The sequence below is a fragment of the Clostridium thermobutyricum genome, from assembly GCF_000371465.1.
GTDB classification, from domain to species: domain Bacteria; phylum Bacillota; class Clostridia; order Clostridiales; family Clostridiaceae; genus Clostridium; species Clostridium thermobutyricum.
On sequence record NZ_KB850956.1, the window covers coordinates 2,411,291 to 2,431,105 of the forward strand.

Genomic DNA, 19,815 nt, shown 5'->3' on the forward strand with positions numbered 1-19,815 from the left:
ATGTTGACATATAGAATTGTAATTACTATAATATATACAAAATCAATAATTAACGCATTGACGAGAAAGAGTATGTTATATAACTCACTTCCAGAGAGAAAATACATTAGCTGAAAGTATTTTTATTTGAGCATAACAGAAAACCACCTCCGAGCGACTTTAATACAGTCCGGTTTTATCACGTTACGATAATAAAAGTGATTCATATAATTTTATATGAATAATTAGAGTGGAACCACGGATATTACTTCGTCTCTATAGTTTTCTATAGAGTCGAAGTTTTTTTATTTTGAAATCAATTAAGAATATACAACGAGAGGAGTTTTAAAAATGATAAAAGTTACTTTAAAAGACGGTTCAGTTAAAGAATTTGAAGCTGGAGTTTCTATATTAGACATAGCAAAAGGAATAAGCGAAGGATTAGCAAGAAATGCACTTTGCGGAATGGTTAATGATAAAGTTGTTGACCTTAGATATATTTTAAATGAAGATGCAGAGGTTGCTATCTGCACTTTTGATTCTCAAGAAGGAAAAGATGCTTTAAGACATACAGCTTCACATGTTTTAGCTTATGCTGTTAAAAGACTTTTTCCAGAAGCTAAAATTGCTATAGGACCTGCTATAGAAAATGGATTCTACTATGATTTTGATAAAGAAAATGCTTTCTCTGCAGAAGATTTAGAAAAAATTGAAGCAGAAATGAAAAAAATAGTAAAAGAAAATCCTCAAATTGAAAGATTTGAACTTCCAAGAAATGAAGCTTTAGAGCTTATGAAGGATGAACCTTATAAAGTTGAGCTTATAAATGATTTACCAGAAGGAGAAATAATTTCCTTCTATAAAATAGGTGATTTTACTGATCTTTGTGCTGGTCCACACATAATGGCTTTAAAACCAATTAAGGCTATTAAACTTCTTAGAAGTGCTGGTGCTTACTGGAAAGGTGACGAAAAAAATAAAATGCTTTCAAGAATATATGGAACTGCATTCTTAAAAGCTAAAGACTTAGAAGAACACTTAGAAGCTTTAGAAGAAGCTAAAAAGAGAGACCACAATAAATTAGGAAGAGAATTAAAATTATTTATGACTGATGAAAAAGTAGGTCAAGGTCTTCCATTATTAATGCCAAAAGGAGCTAAAATAGTTCAAGTACTTCAAAGATGGATTGAAGATGAAGAAGAAAAAAGAGGATATATTTTAACTAAAACTCCTCTAATGGCTAAAAGTGACCTTTACAAAGTTTCAGGACACTGGGATCACTATAAAGATGGTATGTTTGTTTTAGGTGATGAAGAAAAAGATGATGAAGTTCTTGCTTTAAGACCTATGACTTGTCCATTCCAATATACAATATACAATGCTGAACAACACAGCTACAGAGATCTTCCATTAAGATATGCTGAAACTTCTACTCTATTTAGAAATGAAGCTTCAGGTGAAATGCATGGTCTTATAAGAGTTAGACAATTTACTCTTGCTGATGGACATTTAGTTGTTACTCCAGAACAATTAGAAGATGAATTTAGAGGAGTTGTCGATCTTATAAACTACGTTATGACTACTCTAGGAATAGAAAAAGATATAACTTACAGATTCTCAAAATGGGATCCAAAAAATAAAGAAAAATATATTGATAATCCAGAAGCTTGGGAATCAACTCAAGATATAATGAGAAATATATTAAATCACTTAGGAATAAACTATGTTGAAGCTGATGATGAAGCTGCATTCTATGGACCAAAACTTGATATCCAATTTAAAAATGTTCACGGAAAAGAAGATACAATAATCACTGTTCAAATAGATTTTGCTCTTGCTGAAAGATTTAATATGACTTATGTAGATAAAAATGGAGATAAAAAATTACCTTATATAATTCACAGATCTTCAATTGGATGTTATGAAAGAACTCTTGCAATGCTTATTGAAAAATATGCTGGAGCACTTCCAACTTGGCTTGCACCAGTACAAGTTAAATTGCTTCCAATCTCAGATAAATATAATGATTATGCTGATGAAGTAATAAGAAGCTTAAGAAATAGTGGTGTTAGAGTTGAAGGTGATTTCAGAGCTGAAAAAATCGGATATAAAATTAGAGAAGCTAGACTTGAAAGAGCTCCTTATATCATAGTTGTTGGTGAAAAGGAAGCTAATGAAAAATCAGTTTCTGTAAGAAGTAGAAAAAATGGTGATGAAGGATCAATGAATTTTGAAGAATTCAAAGCTAGATTATTAAAAGAAATAGAAACTAAAGAAATCTAATAGAAAAAGAAATTTTTCTTTCCACAATATTTTATAAATTTGTGGATTAATTCTCTCATTACTCTAAAGAATGTGTAAATAATTAATATTTTAATATAAAAAGACAGCTTATTTTAAGCTGTCTTTTTTATATTCCAGTTATAATATCTACTTTTTTTATTTTTATGTCTTTTTCTTCTGACACCACACATTTCTTTAAAAACTTTTTAAATATCTTACTTGTATCTTTTATGAAAAACTCATTTAAATCAAACTCAAATTCTTTTGTAGTTCCATTTATAGGACAGAAATAAATAACTTCATCTGAATAATTATCTGACATATATTCAACTATTTTTTCATCTAATACAGGTGAAATAACAACATATCCAGCCTCTAAATTTTTCTTCTTATTAGTTAGTGAATACATAGATATTCCTAAGTCTTTATCCTCAACCTTTTCTTCTTCTAAATTATATTTATTTCCATAGAACTCTAAAATCGATTTTAATTTTGCATCAAAAGAATTCCCATCAAATTTTTCTAATCTAAATTCCACATTTTCATTGTACTCTTTTATTATTCTTAAAATATCATCATATTCTAATTCAGCACCATTTATGCTATTTATATCAAGAGGTTGTTCTTCAATTATTATGTTATTAGCAAAATTTATTTTTTTTGCTTTTGAATCTTTTTTAATAGTTTCATTTTTATTTACTATAGGCTCTTCAATTTCCTTTTCTATCTCTTCTACTTTTTCTTCACTCTCTTTTTTAACTACTTTTTTATTTTCATTAAAATCACCGTTTTCTATATCCTCTATTTTTCTTTTAAGTTCTTCTTCATATATCTCTTCATAAGTTTTTATCCTTACATATTCACCTTCAAATTTAAATTTATTTGATTCTCTTAATACTTTTAAAATCTCTTCTTTATCTAAATGTGGAAACCATAAATTTAACATATTTATATTCATTTTCTGTAACTTAGATAACATAACCTCTAGTTTTCTTGATACATATTCCATTTTAACTTCCTCCTAAAAAATACCCTTGTTTATTATCGTATATATTAAAAAAAATTTTTATACAATACATAAAAATTTTCATAAACTATATTTTTAAAAACTCATTCTCAAAATCTATAATTATGTCGTTTATATCTTCTATTCCACCTTTTATTCCAAAGTTTAATATGCCACTGGTTCCATTTTGCTAAATTTAATGCATTATATAAATGTCTTCCCATTTTTAAATGTAATGTTTCCAATCCTAAATTCGTTAAATAAGCATTACATGGGTTAAGCCCATTTCCTAAATCTCTAATAAGTGTAACTCTAAGTTTGACACTATAAGCTTCCTCTTTAAAAGTCTCTACATATATCATTCCATGATAACTTAGATCTGGCTCTGTAAGTTCAGGAAACTTTCCATTATTCCAATTAAAATTTCCACCATCTATTATAATTCCTCCTATAATTTTGGCATGTCCATCAGAATACTTTATTGTAGAGTGAATAACAATATTTTCTCCATGCTTTATTGGATTACAATGTATTGGAGTTACAACTGTATTATCTACAATTAATGGAACTCCTATGTTTTTTGCTAATTTTTAAAACTTGTCTATATCAAGTATATTTAAACTTGGATTTTCTATAGTTTCTCCATATATAAGACAAACTGTTCCTCCCTCATAATTCCCCATAAATTCCGCCATCATAAAATATTATTTTCTTTTTAAAGCCCTATTTTCTGTAATTAAATAATCGTATTCTATATCATGTTCTTCCATTGGTATTTTATCTATTATCTGAACTTCATAACATAAAGATATTTTTAAAACTTCATTTCTATCCATTAAATATCTATCATAATATCCCCCACCATATCCTATTCTTCCACCATTTAAATCAAATGCTAACCCTGGTAATATCATTAAATCTATTTTATCTGGTTTTTTATTAAAATTATCTTTTGGTTCTAAAATCCCCATTTTATTTTCTTCTAAATCTTCTAATGAATTTATCTTTATAAAATCCATTTTTCTATTTTTCTTAATTCTTGGAACAAAAACACTTTTTCCTTTTTCTAAGCTTATTTTTATTATCTCTTTTGTATTTATTTCTGATTTATAATTAACATAAATACATATATTTTCTGCTTCTTTATATTCTTTTAGATTAATAAATTTTTTAATTATTTTGTTATCTAAGGTTTCTCTTTCTATTAAATTATCTCTTTTTTCTGAAATATTTTTTCTAATTATCTTTTTATCCATATGTATCACCTATTTTTTTTAATGAAATTTATATAATTATACTATAACATAAATTATTTAAATTTTAACATAATTATAATTTTTTCCCAATATTATTATATCAAAAAAAGCAGCCTATAAAAGGTTGCTTTTTATATAGTAATTAAATTAAATTTATAGATATGCAATTACCTCTACTTCACATAGCACATTTTTAGGTAATTCTTTAACAGCTACACATGATCTTGCAGGTGCATTAGTTATGTATTTTCCATACACTTCATTAAAAGCTACAAAATCTCCCATATTAGCTAAAAAACAAGTTGTTTTTATTACATGATCAAAATTTGCTCCAGCTTCTTCTAAAACAGCTTGTAAATTTTTCATTACTCTTTCAGCTTGAATTTTTACATCACCTTCAACAACTTCCATTGTTTCTGGATCTAAAGCTATTTGTCCTGATGTAAACAACATGTTATTAAATTTTATAGCTTGTGAATATGGTCCTATAGCTTGTGGTGCCTTATGTGTGCTTATTTTTTCTATCATTAAATCCTTCCTCCTATGAATACCAAAATTTCTAATTTTACTTATATAATAATTATAAAATCATTCCAATTATTAGTCAATTCATAAGATTTTATCTAACTACTTTATTGATTCTTCTAAATCCATTATTACCATTCTTAAAACTTCTAATTTTGCTCTAGCATTTTGATTTTGTGGTAATTGTTGTAGCCCTAAAGTTAAACATTGTTCTGTATCTTTATACTCATCTATAAGATTTAATATTTTTTCGTTCATCTATATCACCCCTAACTTTTGTTTATATCTTATATTATTAATGAGTTAACTTATTTTATTCATAATATTGTATTTTTTCCAAATACTTAATAAAAATTTAAATCATAATCATAAATTTTAAGAATCAAAAAAATAACACAATCTATAAAATAATATTTTTGAAAACTCAAAATAACATTTATTTAAAAATGACTTCTAAAATATTAAAAGTTCTATTTTTTATAAAATAAAATTAATAAATAAAATATTTAGTCATTTTCTAAATATCTAATCATTGATATTACAGTTAAATAAATTAAAATTAATGCAATTATCCCAATAATAAATGGTGTCTTATTATAAATCATAATATTAAAATTTTCCTTTACATAATTATTTTTCTTAATATATTATCGTAAATTATTTTAAATACTTAAAATAAAAATATAATAAAAAAAATAAGACTTTTCTACTAAAAAGTCTTATTTTATATTAATTATAAAATTATTTTTATTTAACTACTTTTCCCGGATTTAAAATATTTTTAGGATCTAAAGCTAATTTTATAGCCTTCATTGCTTGATAACTAGCTTCTCCTATTGATTCTCTCATGAAATCAATTTTATCATAACCTATTCCATGTTCTCCTGATACTTGACCTTTCATTTCTTTAGCCATAGCATACATATCATTCATAGCTTTTCTCATTCTATCTTCCCATGCTTCTTGATCTAATTCGTCTCTTAATATATAAATATGAAGATTTCCGTCTCCAGCATGTCCAAATGATCTTATTCTTATTTCATATTTTTCTTCTAATTCATGAGTGTAGTTAACAAATTCAGCAATTTTATTTCTTGGAACTACTACATCAACTTCATCCATTTGAGTAGTTGAAGCTTTAATAGCTTCTAAGAAAGCTCCTCTTGCTGACCAAATAGCAACATTTCTTTCAGCAGTATCTGAAACAAGTACATCAAGAGCTCCTTCTTCTAAACATATTTCAGCTACATTTTCAAAGTTCTTTATTATTTCATCTCTTGTATTTCCATCAAAAGATAAAATTAAGTATGCATCTGCTTTACTATCTGGGAATTTCTTTCCTAAAAATTCTTCTGAAGCAGTTATTACGGCTCTTTGCATAAACTCAATAGCAGTTGGAATATTTTTTGATTTTATTATTTTAGGAACTGTTCCAATTGCTTTATCTAAATTAGGAAATGGTACTAAAAGACTAATTGTTTTCTTTGGTAATGGAAGAAGTTTTAATATAGCTTTTGTTACTATTCCTAAAGTTCCTTCTGAGCCTATCATTAAATCTTTTAATGCATATCCTGTACTATTTTTAACTACTTTTCCTCCAAGTTCTACTACTTCACCATTTGGTAAAACAACTTCAAGTCCTCTTACATAGTCTCTTGTAACTCCATACTTAACTGCTCTCATTCCTCCAGCATTTGTACTTATGTTACCACCTATTGTAGCTGTTTTTTCTCCTGGATCTGGTGGATAAAAAAGGTCATGTTCTTCAACATATTTAGTTAAATCCATTAATAAAACTCCCGTTTCAACAGTAACAGTTAAGTTTTCTTCATCAATTTCAACTATTTTATTCATTGTTGAAAGATCTAATAAAATTCCTCCATGAATTGGAACTGCAGCTCCTACAAGTCCTGTTCCTGTTCCTCTTGGAGTTACAGAAATATTATTTTCATTAGCATATTTCATTACTTCTGAAACTTCTCTTGTTTCTTTAATTTTAAGAACAACTTCTGGATACTTTTGAATTCCACATAATTCATCATGGCTATATTCTTCTCTTATATCTCCATCTATAAGAACTCTTTTATCATCATTAATTATTTTATTTAAAAAATTTATATCATTTGTATCTAATACTTTATAACTCATATTATTGTTCCTCTTTTTCCCTCTTTATATTTTCTATTAATCTAGGAATAACCTTATAAAGATCTCCAACTATTCCATAGTTAGCAATTTGGAATATTGGTGCGTCTGGGTCACTATTTATTGCAAATATATAATCTGATTTATCTATTCCCGCTGAGAACTGAACATCTCCTGAAATACCACAAGTTATTATAAGTTTTGGTCTAACCATTCTTCCACTTATTCCAATTTGAAGCTTTTCATCTGCCCATCCTTTTTCAATTAGAGGTCTAGTTACTCCAACTTGTCCTCCTAAAAGATTTGCAAGCTCATTAATCATTTGCATATCTTCTTCGCTTCTAACACCTCTACCAGCAACAACAATAACATCTGCCTCTGTTAAATCATTTGATTTTTCTTCTGTTTTTGTTTCTAATATTTCTATTTTTGATTCTAAATCTTCTTTATCTATAGTACATTTTACTACTTTACCAAAAGCTTCTTCTTTTCTTTCAGCTGGGGTCATTGCTTTATATCTAACTGTTACCATTTGAGGTCTATTATTAGGAGTTAACATATCAGCCATTATGTTTCCTCCAAAAGCTGGTCTAGTTTGAACTAAATCTCCATTTTCATTAATATTAAGAATTGTACAGTTTGCTGTTAAACCTGTTTTAAACTTAGCTGCAACTGTTGGTGCTAATGAAAGTCCTGTTGAAGTTGCTGGAGCTAATATAACTGAAGGTTTAACCCAAGTTACAAAATCCTCAAAAGCTTTTTCATATGGCTCTATTTTAAAATCTTTTAACTCTTCATTATCATAGATATGTACTTCATCTACTCCATAGTGAAGTAATTCTTCTGCTTTTTCTTCTAAATTATGTCCTATCATTAAGCAATATACTTTTTCATTTACTTTATCTGCTAACTCTCTAGCTTTTCCTATAAGTTCAAATGTTATTGGATGTATTTTATCTTCTAAATAATCAACGTAAACTAATATACCTTTCCAAAGGCTTTTATCTAATATTTTTTTATTCATTACTCTTCTCCTCTAAATAAACTTTAGTTCCTTTAGTTTTTCTGAGAACTTGTCCCCAAGTACTTCTCCATCACCAGTCCAAAGTTCTTGTTCTTTTTCACTTGTTGCTTTAAAAATATTTTCAACCTTTGTTGGTGAACCTTGTAAACCATAATTCATTTCATTTGTATCTTCTAAATCGTTCATGCTGAATATTTTTATTTCTCTATCTCTGCTTTCCTTCATTTTTATATAAGAAGGAAGTCTTGGTTCTGAAGCTTCTTTATCTATAGTTAAAAGACAAGGGAACTTAACTTCCACTATTTGTGTTCCATTTTCCATTTCTCTTTCTACTACTATTGAATCTTCTTTACATTCAACAATTTCTTTAACTGCTATTATATGAGGAATGTTTAAAAGAGTTGCAAGTTCTGGTCCTACTTGTGCTGTATCACCATCAACTGTTAATTTTCCACATAAAATAAGATCTAAACCTCCAATTTTCTTAATTCCTTCTGCAAGTGCATGACTTGTTGCAAGAACATCTGCTCCAGCAAATTTTCTATCAGATAAAAGATATCCATTATCTGCTCCAATTGAATAAGCTTCTTTTATAATTTCTGTAGCTTGTGGTGGTCCCATACTTATAACAGAAACTTCCCCACCTACATTTTCTTTTATATTAACACCTACTTCTAATGCATGTAAGTCTAATGGATTCATTTTATTTTCTAAATTATTTCTTATTAAAATACCTTTTTCTGTATCAACATCAACATGTTCACTACTTGGTACTTGTTTTATACATACTGCTATTTTCAAAATTTCTTCCTCCTGAAGTTTTTCTATATCTCATTTAACTAAAGCTAATTATAGTTTCACTTTAAATAATATAAAAGAACCACTTTATAATCTATTTCATTAAACTGTGGTTCTTTTTTATTATTGTAACAATAACTTTATTAAATTTACAATTACAAATTTATTTCAATTTTATAATTTTTATACTTTATATAATATACTAACAGATGTGCAGAAAAAAATATCATAACTATAAAAGTATTAAAATAACTTTTATAGTTATGATATTCTTTAATAGAACTATTCTTTATAAGTTTTACCTGTAACATAGTCAAAGCTTATTTTCATAATTCTAACCTTATCTTGAGCTCTATCTATATATGCCTTTCCTGATTCCACATATTCTGGTGAATACTTATAAACTAATCCTAAAAGCCCATCAATTTTTTCTTTATCAAAAACTTCTTCAGCTTTTCCAAATATAACTACACTTTCATATTCACTATCAAATTTTTCAGATAATACTTTTGAATATGGAACTAATGTAAATGAAACTTTATTATTAAATGAAATATTATCTAGCTTATGTCCTTCTCTAGCACAGTGAAAATAAATATTTCCATTTATATAAGCATAATTTACTGGAACTGCATATGGATAACCATCTTCTCCAACTGTTGATAAAACTCCATATTCTGTTGTTTTTATTAATTCTTCTACTCTCTCTTTTGGTATTTCATAATTTATCTTTCTAAGCTTTCTAAACATAATAAAATTTCCTCCTTTTTTTTCTAATATTAACATAATTATATTAATGCTATATGACTCATTAATGAATATTTTTGTCCTTATCACTAATACTAACTAAAGAGAGGGAGGTTGTTTTAATGAATATTTTCAGAAAGCAAAATGTAAATGATGTAATATCAGACTCTAATAAGAGTAATAAAAAAAGAACTTTAAAAACTCTTGATTTAACACTTATGAGTATTGGTGCAGTAATTGGAACTGGAGTATTAGTTCTTCCTGGTGTTGTTGCTGCTACTCTTGCTGGACCTGGAGAAATTCTATCTTTTATAATTGCAGGTATTGCATCTATATTTGTAGTTTTATGTTATAGCGAATTTGCTTCATCCATTCCAAGTTCTGGTGGTTCTTATACCTATGTATATGTGTCTCTCGGAGAAATTTTTGGATATATAGTTGGAGTTTCAGTTATTTTTGGATATGTATTAGCCTTGGGATTGGTCTCTAATGGTTGGTCTGACTATTTAAATTCTTTCTTGGAAATATTTAATATAAGTTTACCAATCGCTATTTCTAAAATTCCAAGTAATGGTGGAATTATAAATTTACCAGCTGTTTTAATAACTCTTTTTATAATGTACATATTATCTTTAGGCGGAAATGAAAGTAAATTATTTAATAATATAATAGTTATATTAAAAGTTTTAGTAATAGTAATTTTTGTATTAGTTGGTGTGTTTTATATTGATATTGATAATTTAACTCCTTTTTTTCCTATGGGAATCTCTGGCGTAATAAGTGGTGCTTCTGTATTATTTCTCGCTTATACAGGGTTTGATGTTACAGCATCTGCTGCTGAAGAAACTATAAATCCTCAAAAAACTTTACCACGAGCATTAATTTTATCAATAATTGCTTGTGCAATAATATATTGCATAGTTTCCTTTGTATTAACTGGAATGGTTCCATATAAAGATTTAAATCAAGGTGATGCTTTAGCTTATGCATTACTCCAAGTTGGACATCATTTAGCTTCAAGCATATTATCAATAGGAGCTATTTTAGGAATTCTTGCTATAATATTTGCTATTGGATTTGGAAATTCTCGTATTTTATCTGCACTTTCAAGTGATGGATTAATTCCAAAAGTATTTTCTAAACAAAATAAACATGCAGTTCCTAATGTTTCTCTATGGACTATTGGAATAATTGGAGCAATACTATCTGGATTTGTTCAATTAGATAGCCTTGCTAATGCTTCTACTTTAGCATTATTATTTGTATATCTAATGGTTTCTTTATCAGTTATAGTTTTTAGAAAAACTAATCCAGATTTTAAAAGAGGATTTAGAACACCATTCGTTCCTTTAATACCTATTTTAGCTATATTAAGTTGTGGATTTTTGATGGTTAGCTTACCATTTTCAACATGGATTTATTTTATTATCTTTATTGTTTTAGCTATTATATTTTATTTCATATATTCAATAAAAAATTCTAATTTAAATAAAAAATAATGTTTTATCTTAATTCTGATAAATACAAATTAATATTTATACATAATAAAAGTTGATTTTTATTAATATAAAAATCAACTTTTTACTATTTATATAACTTTTTAATTTTACCGTTTAAGCATATTTTTTCTTATATATTCTTCTAATAATAAACTATAGTTTTTCTATTTGACCATCAAAATTAATTTTTATTTATAGATTCTACCATTCTCCAACCTGATGAATTTTCCAATCACCAGTTTCTTCTTTAATAAGTGTGTAATATTTCATATCTTCTCCATTACCAACTGGTTCTTTAAGCTCATCAATATATTGTGCATCATAAGTAACTAAGTAAATTTTTAAATCTTCTATATTTATTTTCTTAACTAATATCCAGTCTTTTATATACTGTTTATACATGTTTATATCATCAATAAACTCAATTTTCTTTAATTTAATACTTTTCAGATTCTCCAATCTAAAGTCGGAGTCTCTATATCTCTCTTCATAATATCTTTTTACTTGTTTTTCATCTTTATTATTTTTAGATTCTATAGCTCTTCTAATAGTATTTTCTGCTTCTATATCACTTTTAAGTTCTCTATTTTCATATAACTCATTTAAAGCTTCATTTATATGATGATATTCATATTCTGTTTTGTCTAAATTTTTATCATTAGTGTTACATTGAGTTAAACTTAAAGGTAATAACATAATTGTAATTAAACCTAAAAAAATATACTTTCTCATAACACTTCTCCTAATCCCTAAATCTTTATTCCATTATATGTTAATAAATTGACTTTCACAATATAATATTAATAGATATCTATATTAATATTCCAAAATTTTATTCATTCTCTTACTCTCTTTATGTTTTTAATTTAAATTTATAATCAAATAATAGTACCTTCTCTAAATACAAATGAAACATTTAAAACTAAAAAGGACACCTCAAATTTTGAGATGCCCTTTTCTGCTAAACTGCTCCTATATTACACATTAATCCTTCTTTTAAAACTTCTTCTCTTAAATCATCCATTAATTTTTCACTTGGTGTTTCTAAATCTAAAAGCTCATAATCTCTTCCTAAACATTCATATTTATTGACACCCATTTTATGATATGGAAGAAGATGAATTTCATCTATTGTTTCTAATGATCTAACAAACTTTGCTATCTCTCTTATACTTTTCTTATCTGCATTAAATCCTTGTATTACAGGAACTCTTATTATTAATTCTTTTGCTAATTCAGCTATTCTCTTTGTATTTTCTAATATAATTTTATTATCTACTCCTGTAAACTTTTTATGTTTTTCAGAATTCAGATTTTTTATATCTAATAAAATTACATCTATTAAAGGAATTATTTCTTCAATAGATTTTTCATTTCCATATCCAGTAGTCTCTATTGCAGTATTTATTCCATTTCTTTTTGCTTCAATTAATAATTGTTTTGTAAACTCCTCTTGCATTAAAGGTTCTCCCCCAGAGATAGTTAAACCACCTTTTGAGCGTCTAAATTGGGCTGAATCTTTTTTAACTTCTTTTATGACTTCTTCTACAGTCATATTTTTTCCTGACATTACAAGTGCTTCAGAATAACACTTTTCAACACACTTTCCACAATCATCACATATATTTCTATTTATTTTTAATTTTTTTCCACTATTATTTTTTTCGATTGCACATTTTCCACATGTTTGTACACACTTATAACATTCAATACAATTTTGATTATTATACATTAATTGAAATTCTTTATTTTGAGACTCTGGATTACTACACCATTTACATCTTAATGGACATCCTTTTAAAAATACAATTGTTCTTATTCCTGGTCCATCATTTACAGAAAATTTTTGTATATTAAAAACTCTTCCTGTAATATTACATTGTTTGTTCTGTTCTCTTGATAATATCATCTTGAACTCCTTTATCTAAACATACAAACTGTGCACTATATCCAGCAACACGAACTATTAAATCTCTATAATCTTCTGGATGTTTTTGTGCCTTTAATAATGTTTCTTTATCAATTACATTAAATTGCATATGCATTCCTTTTTGATCAAAATAACTTCTTATTATAGAACCCAAATTTTCTAAACCATTATCTCCTTTTAAAGAACCAGTATTAAATTTTTGATTAAATAAAGTTCCACTTGGAGCACTGAAATGATCTAATTTTGCAACTGAATTTGCGGCTGCTGTTGGACCATTAACATCAAATCCTCTACTTGGAGAAACTCCATCAGCTAAAGTTGAAAAAGCAAGTCTTCCATCAGGTGTTGCTCCAACTAATTCTCCTAAGTGAACATTATTTGATACTGGATAAAGTCCTGGTATAAATTTACCACCTCTTTGATTTTTATGTTTCATTACCTCTTTACAATATATTAATGCTCCTTCACGAGTAAATTCATCAACTTCATCCAAATCATTTCCATATTTATCTGCTTTATGAATTAGCATATATCTTATTTCTTCATATCTTTCTTTTTTAACTTTATCTTTTTCATATTCTCCAAAATTTGTTTTTAATGCATTATATAATTCTTCTAAAGTTATCTGTTTTTGATCAAATACAAGAGTTTTTATAGCCATTAATGAATCTCCAACATTAGCCACTCCTACTCCTAAAGGACCTGAAAATCTATAATGTCCTCCACCTTGTTGTATTGCTAATCCTTTGCTTATACAATCATCTAAAAGGCATGATAAGAAAGGAAGTGGTGCTCTTTCTGCATGAGCTATATCAACACAATTATCAGCTGATATCATTTTAGAAACAAAGTATTCTGTTTGTTTCTTATAAGCTTCTAATATTTCATCTGTATTTTTAAATTCTGTAAATTTACCTGTTGTAGGACCATATTGAATTCCATTTATATTACCATTATTTATAGTCATTTCTAATACTTTTGCAAGATTAAAGAATGCTGCATCATACCAACCATCAGTTTTTGCTGGAACTTGAGGTTCAACACATCCAACAATTCCATAATCTCTTGCATCTTCAAGAGTTATTCCATTATTAACTAACATAGGAATTATAACTTCATCATTATAATAAGCTGGAAGTCCAAGTCCAATTCTTGTTACTTCACAAGTTCTTATTAAGAATTCATAAGGAGTTTTACTCCATATTCTAACTGATAGAGATGGCTGTGGTGTTTTTAAGCTTCCTGTTGCTTCTAAACACATATAACTTAATTCATTTGTTGCATCTTTTCCTTCTTTTGTTTGTCCACCTACAATTAAATTTTGGAACATTGAATATCCACTAAATGCTTTTGTAGTAACAGCATCCCTAACTTTATTAGGATCATTAAATTTTATCCATAAACAATGTAAAATTTCTCTTTTTTCTTCTTCACTCAATGTATCATTTTTAAAATATGGATACATATATTGATCAAACCTTGATGGTGATATAGCATGTCCATTAGACTCTAAACTGATTATAATTTGAGTAAACCAGAATAACTGACAAGCTTCTTGGAATGTTTTAGCTGGTTCTTCTGAGATTATTTCACAAACTTCTGATATTTGTAACAATTCACCTTTTCTTATACTGTCATTTTCTATTTCTGCCATTCCTCTTGCTAATTCCGCATATCTATGAACAAATTTTTTACTTGCTTCTAATGAAATAATTATAGAATTCCAAAATGCAATTTTTTTAACATTTTCTGCTGCATTCTCATCAACCTCATTAATTTTTAATTTTACTTCTTCTATTATTCCATTAAATCCTTTTTCTAATATTTTTTTATAATCAACTGATAAATGTCCAAGCCCGTTATAATGATAATTAGATACTGTAAATACATCTGATTTCATTGCTTTTTTAGTTTCTTCTGACATGTAAGAAGTAGCAAGTTCACTTACTGTTTTACCTTCCCAATACTTAAAAATTTCTTTTAATTCTTTTTTAGTTTCTTCTGATATATAAAATGCATCTGAGGTTCTACTTGCTAAAGTGTCAAACTCTTGTTCAAGCCATTTGTTTGAAAACTCAGGAAAAACTTGAGAAGATCTTGGATTTACAGTCATACTTCCAACAATAAGTTCTCCTGGTCTTATTGTTATTGGCAAGTTTTCTAAAATGTTTTTTAGCGCTTTAGCTTTTCTTATTAATATTGGTTCATTTTCTGTTTCTTTAAAAGATTCTGTTATTAGTCTAGCTCTATCTACTTCTATAACTGGCTTTGCACTAAAAATTTCATCTTTTAATCTTAGTATCCTTTCTGATGGTTTAACGAAACCTTTTTCTAAAAAACTCATTTTATCACCTTCATTATAAAATTTATATAAAATGAGGCTAGTCTAAATCACCTGTGGTATGATTTAAATTAACCTCATTTATTTTTAATTATCTAAAATTTTTATTCGCAAACTTTTCCTGGATTTAATATATTATTTGGATCAAATACACCTTTAATACCTCTCATTATATCTATACTATCTTTTGGTAAAGATTTTTTAATATAAGGTACTTTTGCAAATCCAATTCCATGTTCACCTGAAACTTGTCCTTCAAGTTCATTTGCTTTTTCATACATATATCCCATAGCTTTCTCTAATTTTTTATGCCATTCTGATTCATTTAAATTATCTCTTAATATATAAACATGTAAGTTACCATCTCCAGCATGTCCAAATGATCTAATTCTTATTCCAACTTTTTCTTGTAATTCATCTGTAAATTTAACAAAAGTTGAAACTTTATTTCTAGGAACAACTACATCAACTTCATCCATTTCTGTAGTAGATGCTTTAATAGCTTCAAGGAATGCACCTCTAGCTGTCCAAATTGATTCTTGTCTTTCATCAGTATCTGAAATTAATACATCTATTGCCCCTTCTTCTAAACAAATCTTAGCAACTCTATCATAAGTTCTTTCTATTTCCTCTTTACTATCTCCGTCAAAAGTTAATAAAAGATATGCATCTGATTGATTGTCTGGGAATTTTTTACCTAGATACTCTTCTGATGATACAATTGCTGCTCTTTGCATAAATTCTATTGCTGTTGGTATTGATTTTGATTTTATTATTTTAGGAACTGTTCCTATAGCCTTATCTAAATCTGGGAAAGGTACTAAAAGACTAATTGCTTTTTTAGGTAAAGGTATAAGTTTTAATATAGCTTTTGTTATTATTCCTAAAGTTCCTTCTGAACCTACCATTAAATCTTTTAATGAATATCCTGAACTATTTTTAACTACTTTTCCACCAAAATTAACTATATCCCCATTTGGTAGAACAACTTCTAGTCCTCTTACATAATCTCTTGTAACTCCATACTTAACTGCTCTCATTCCTCCAGCATTTGTACTTATGTTACCACCTATTGTAGCTGTTTTTTCTCCTGGATCTGGTGGGTAGAAAAGATCATGTTCTTCTACATATTTAGAGATTTCCATTAATAGAACACCTGGTTCAACTGTTAAAGTTAAATTTTCTTCATCAAGTTCTAAAATATGATTCATCAAAGTTAAATCTAAAACTATTCCTCCAAAAACCGGAACTGCAGCACCAACTAAACCTGTTCCTGCTCCTCTTCCTGTAATTACTATATTATGTTCATTTGCATATTTAACTATCTCTGAAACTTCTTCTGTTGATGATACTTTTACTACTAATTCTGGTGATTTATTTACTCCAGAAAGTTCATCATGACTATATTCCTCACTTATATTTTCACCTATTAAAACTCTATCTTCATCTTTTATTATTTCAATTATATTTTTAATATCTTTTGAATCAATAATTTTATAACTCATGATTATGCCCCCTTAGAAACTTTTATTTTCTCAATTAATTTTGGTACTACATCATATATATCTCCTACGACTCCATAGTTCGCAACCTTAAATATAGGAGCTTTTTCATCAGTATTAACTGCGAAAATATAATCTGAATTATCCATTCCAGCTGTAAATTGTACTGCTCCTGATACTCCAAGTGTTATTATAAGTTTTGGTCTTACAGTTCTACCACTTAATCCAACTTGCTTTTTAGCATCTTCCCATCCACATTCTATTAATGGTCTTGTAACTGCTACTTGTCCTCCAAGTAAATCAGCTAATTCTTTAACCATATTCATATCTTTTTCTGCTTTTATTCCTCTACCTGCAACAACAAGTACTTCTGCATCTGCTATTCCTGTTTCTTTTTCTTTAGGAATAACTCCTTTAACTTCCATATTAGAAATTAATTTTGAAGAAGAAATTTCACAATTTATGATTTTTCCACTTTCTTTTTCATTTCTTTCTGGTGCAGACATAACTTTATATCTAACAGTTGCCATTTGAGGTCTTGAATTTGGAGTTACTATTTGCGCCATTATATTACCACCAAATGCTGGTCTTATTTGTATTAAATCTGTATTTTCTTTTATATCTAAAATTGTACAATCTGCTGTTAATCCTGTTCTAAATCTTGCAGCAACTCTTGGTGCAAGTGATCTTCCAACTGTAGTTGCCCCAACTAATAAAACTGCTGGTTTTATTTTATTTGTAAAATCTTCAAATACTGCTGTATATGGTTCTATTCTAAAGTTTCTAAGTTCTTTTTTATCATATACAAAAACTTCATCTACTCCATAATGAAGTAATTCTTTAGCTTTTTCCCCAATATTTTCTCCCATAAATAAACAGTATACTTTTTGATTAACTTTATCAGCTAGTTCTCTTGCCTTTCCTATAAGTTCAAATGTTACAGGATGAATATCTCCTTCTACGTGATCAACATAAACTGTTATTCCATTCCAAAGTGTTTTATCTATTTCAGGAACTTTTTCTTCTATATACTCAACTGCACCTTTTGGTCCTTTTTTAACACAAAGTCTACACATTTTACATGCAGCGCCAATCTCAACTTTTCCATCAACTACTTCCATTGCTCCAAATGGACATATTTTTATAAGTTCTTCTATGTTAATTATTTTATCTTGATTTACAACTAATTTAGCCATCTTTTTAGCCCCCTAAATGAATTTTAATTCTTTCAATTTTGAAGTCATCTTTTCACTTAAATCAATTCCACTACCATTCCACATTTCTCTGTCATCATTAACTTTTGGTGGGAATATTCTTTCAACTTGTGTTGGAGAACCATTTAATCCATATTTCATTTCATTTTTATCTTCAAAATCTTTTAAACTTATCATTGTAATTTCTCTATCTTTTGTGTCCATTTTTTTTCTGTAAGAAGGTAATCTTGGTTGACATATATCTTTTTCTACAGTTAAAAGACATGGGAATTTTACTTCTGCTATCTCTACTGTATCTGGCATATCCATTTCAACTATTATTGATTTATCTTTAACTTCAACAATTTTTCTTACATTAGCTACATGTGGTATATTTAAATACTCTGCCATTTCTGGCCCAACTTGTGCTGTATCTCCATCTGTTGTTTGTTTTCCGCAAAGTATTATGTCAAATTGCCCCATTTTTCTAATACCTTGTGATAATGTATAACTTGTAGCAAGAACATCTGCTCCAGCAAACTTTCTATCTGATACTAAATATCCATTGTCTGCTCCCATAGAGTAAGCTTCTCTTATAACTTCCATAGCTTGTGGTGGTCCCATACTAATTACATTTAATTTTCCACCTTTTGCTTCTCTCATTTTTAATCCTGATTCTAAGGCATATAAATCATAAGGGTTCATTTTAGTGTCTATTCCATCTCTTTTTAAAACTCCAGTAACAGGATCAACTTCTACATTTGAATTTCCTGGTACTTGTTTAATGCATACGAAAATATTCATAAGTATTTCACCTTTCCTCATTAAAGTTATAATAAGCTATAGCGCATTCATTATCTTAAGACTATTTTTTGTTAATATTATTTGAATTTTAAATATAATTTTTTATTAAATTTAGTAACCGGTTTCCTTAAACCAATAATATCACTTTTTTTCCAATAAAACTCAAAATACACCATCTTTTCACAGATTATTTTAGTATCTTTGTATTCGTTTTAAATATTAACATTCAAGTCCATATTTACATATTTTATTTATGTAAAAATTACTATTTATTAACTTTTTTAGTATATTTAATTCATTATTTAATGGTTTACAATATATTTTTGTTAAAAATTTGTACTTTTTCTTATTATAAATATCAAAAATACTACTTAAAAGTTAAAATTTAAAACTTCTTATTTTTAAATGTCTAATCTAATTTAGATTAATAATTTAATAAATAATAAAAAAATTCTCTTTATATAATTTAGCTCTATAATACTTTAATTTATAAGTTTTTAATTGTTAATAACCTAATCTTTTATATAAATTTGTTATATATAATTTATTTTTAGATAAAAAATAAGAGGATTATTTCTAATCCCCTTAAAGAAATAAAAAACCTAGGATAACCTAGGTTTTTTATTTATGCATCTATTTTTTCTAAATCTTCTATTATCATGTTTACTACTTCTAATTTTGCTTTTGCAAAATCATTACTTGGTAACCATTCGATTCCCATTTCTAAACATCTTTTAGTTTCTTTATATTCATTTAATAATTTTTGTAATCTATCGCTCATTT

The 19,815-nt window shown here is 27.3% G+C and carries 18 protein-coding genes and 1 other annotated feature; of the genes, 2 read left to right on the top strand and 16 right to left on the bottom strand.

The annotated features are described in order from the left end of the window. Positions 1 to 48 precede the first annotated feature (48 nt). Positions 49 to 260 (top strand) — a binding site (T-box leader). Positions 261 to 330: 70 nt separating this feature from the next. Beyond that, positions 331 to 2,262 carry a threonine--tRNA ligase gene (gene thrS / locus HMPREF1092_RS11260; RefSeq protein WP_002598795.1) on the top strand — a complete coding sequence of 644 codons (1,932 nt, stop codon included), beginning with the start codon at positions 331 to 333 and terminating at the stop codon, positions 2,260 to 2,262. A 127-nt stretch (positions 2,263 to 2,389) separates the two neighbouring features. On the opposite strand, the gene HMPREF1092_RS11265 is transcribed toward thrS, so the two are convergent. From HMPREF1092_RS11265 to HMPREF1092_RS11300, 9 genes are all read right to left on the bottom strand, one after another. Further along, positions 2,390 to 3,271: a hypothetical protein gene (locus tag HMPREF1092_RS11265; protein WP_002598796.1), complete on the bottom strand. Its 882-nt coding sequence runs from the start codon at positions 3,269 to 3,271 to the stop codon at positions 2,390 to 2,392. A gap of 107 nt (positions 3,272 to 3,378) precedes the next feature. Next, positions 3,379 to 3,843 carry a PLP-dependent transferase gene (locus HMPREF1092_RS16805; RefSeq protein ID WP_341349172.1) on the bottom strand — a complete coding sequence of 155 codons (465 nt, stop codon included), beginning with the start codon at positions 3,841 to 3,843 and terminating at the stop codon, positions 3,379 to 3,381. Between the two features lie 129 nt (positions 3,844 to 3,972). Beyond that, positions 3,973 to 4,524 carry a 5-formyltetrahydrofolate cyclo-ligase gene (locus HMPREF1092_RS11275; RefSeq protein ID WP_002598798.1) on the bottom strand — a complete coding sequence of 184 codons (552 nt, stop codon included), beginning with the start codon at positions 4,522 to 4,524 and terminating at the stop codon, positions 3,973 to 3,975. Positions 4,525 to 4,677: 153 nt separating this feature from the next. Continuing rightward, the gene (locus tag HMPREF1092_RS11280; protein ID WP_002598799.1) at positions 4,678 to 5,052 is read right to left on the bottom strand and encodes a RidA family protein; all 375 of its coding nucleotides are present in this window, start codon (positions 5,050 to 5,052) and stop codon (positions 4,678 to 4,680) included. 99 nt (positions 5,053 to 5,151) lie between these two features. Then, on the bottom strand, positions 5,152 to 5,307 hold the full coding sequence (locus HMPREF1092_RS17250; RefSeq protein ID WP_002598800.1) for a hypothetical protein: 156 nt from the start codon (positions 5,305 to 5,307) through the stop codon (positions 5,152 to 5,154). A gap of 489 nt (positions 5,308 to 5,796) precedes the next feature. Beyond that, positions 5,797 to 7,197, bottom strand: coding sequence for an FAD-binding oxidoreductase (locus tag HMPREF1092_RS11285; RefSeq protein WP_002598801.1), 1,401 nt, complete (start codon positions 7,195 to 7,197; stop codon positions 5,797 to 5,799). A gap of 1 nt (position 7,198) precedes the next feature. Next, positions 7,199 to 8,218, bottom strand: a complete 1,020-nt coding sequence (locus HMPREF1092_RS11290; RefSeq protein WP_002598802.1) for an electron transfer flavoprotein subunit alpha/FixB family protein — start codon at positions 8,216 to 8,218, stop codon at positions 7,199 to 7,201. 12 nt (positions 8,219 to 8,230) lie between these two features. Continuing rightward, a complete protein-coding gene (locus HMPREF1092_RS11295) occupies positions 8,231 to 9,019 on the bottom strand; it encodes an electron transfer flavoprotein subunit beta/FixA family protein (RefSeq protein ID WP_002598803.1) in 789 nt (262 codons plus the stop codon). A gap of 279 nt (positions 9,020 to 9,298) precedes the next feature. Beyond that, on the bottom strand, positions 9,299 to 9,766 hold the full coding sequence (locus HMPREF1092_RS11300; protein WP_002598804.1) for a pyridoxamine 5'-phosphate oxidase family protein: 468 nt from the start codon (positions 9,764 to 9,766) through the stop codon (positions 9,299 to 9,301). A gap of 119 nt (positions 9,767 to 9,885) precedes the next feature. Between HMPREF1092_RS11300 and HMPREF1092_RS11305 the strand changes: the two genes are divergently transcribed. Further along, positions 9,886 to 11,262 (top strand): APC family permease, encoded by a 1,377-nt coding sequence (locus HMPREF1092_RS11305; protein WP_002598805.1) that lies wholly within the window; start codon positions 9,886 to 9,888, stop codon positions 11,260 to 11,262. A 201-nt stretch (positions 11,263 to 11,463) separates the two neighbouring features. Here HMPREF1092_RS11305 and HMPREF1092_RS11310 read toward each other — a convergent pair whose 3' ends face one another. From HMPREF1092_RS11310 to HMPREF1092_RS17255, 7 genes are all read right to left on the bottom strand, one after another. After that, complete coding sequence (locus HMPREF1092_RS11310) at positions 11,464 to 11,994, bottom strand: DUF4829 domain-containing protein (protein ID WP_002598806.1); 531 nt, start codon at positions 11,992 to 11,994, stop codon at positions 11,464 to 11,466. Positions 11,995 to 12,223: 229 nt separating this feature from the next. Further along, positions 12,224 to 13,171, bottom strand: a complete 948-nt coding sequence (locus tag HMPREF1092_RS11315; protein ID WP_002598807.1) for a glycyl-radical enzyme activating protein — start codon at positions 13,169 to 13,171, stop codon at positions 12,224 to 12,226. Beyond that, the gene (locus HMPREF1092_RS11320; protein ID WP_002598808.1) at positions 13,137 to 15,536 is read right to left on the bottom strand and encodes a glycyl radical protein; all 2,400 of its coding nucleotides are present in this window, start codon (positions 15,534 to 15,536) and stop codon (positions 13,137 to 13,139) included. The genes HMPREF1092_RS11315 and HMPREF1092_RS11320 overlap by 35 nt, the downstream gene beginning before the upstream one ends. A gap of 101 nt (positions 15,537 to 15,637) precedes the next feature. Then, complete coding sequence (locus tag HMPREF1092_RS11325; RefSeq protein WP_002598809.1) at positions 15,638 to 17,038, bottom strand: FAD-binding oxidoreductase; 1,401 nt, start codon at positions 17,036 to 17,038, stop codon at positions 15,638 to 15,640. A 2-nt stretch (positions 17,039 to 17,040) separates the two neighbouring features. Then, the gene (locus HMPREF1092_RS11330; protein WP_002598810.1) at positions 17,041 to 18,231 is read right to left on the bottom strand and encodes an electron transfer flavoprotein subunit alpha; all 1,191 of its coding nucleotides are present in this window, start codon (positions 18,229 to 18,231) and stop codon (positions 17,041 to 17,043) included. Positions 18,232 to 18,243: 12 nt separating this feature from the next. Beyond that, entirely contained in the window at positions 18,244 to 19,032 is a 789-nt protein-coding gene (locus HMPREF1092_RS11335; RefSeq protein WP_002598811.1) for an electron transfer flavoprotein subunit beta/FixA family protein, read from the bottom strand. Between the two features lie 625 nt (positions 19,033 to 19,657). Further along, positions 19,658 to 19,813, bottom strand: coding sequence for a hypothetical protein (locus tag HMPREF1092_RS17255; RefSeq protein ID WP_002598812.1), 156 nt, complete (start codon positions 19,811 to 19,813; stop codon positions 19,658 to 19,660). Positions 19,814 to 19,815 lie beyond the last annotated feature (2 nt).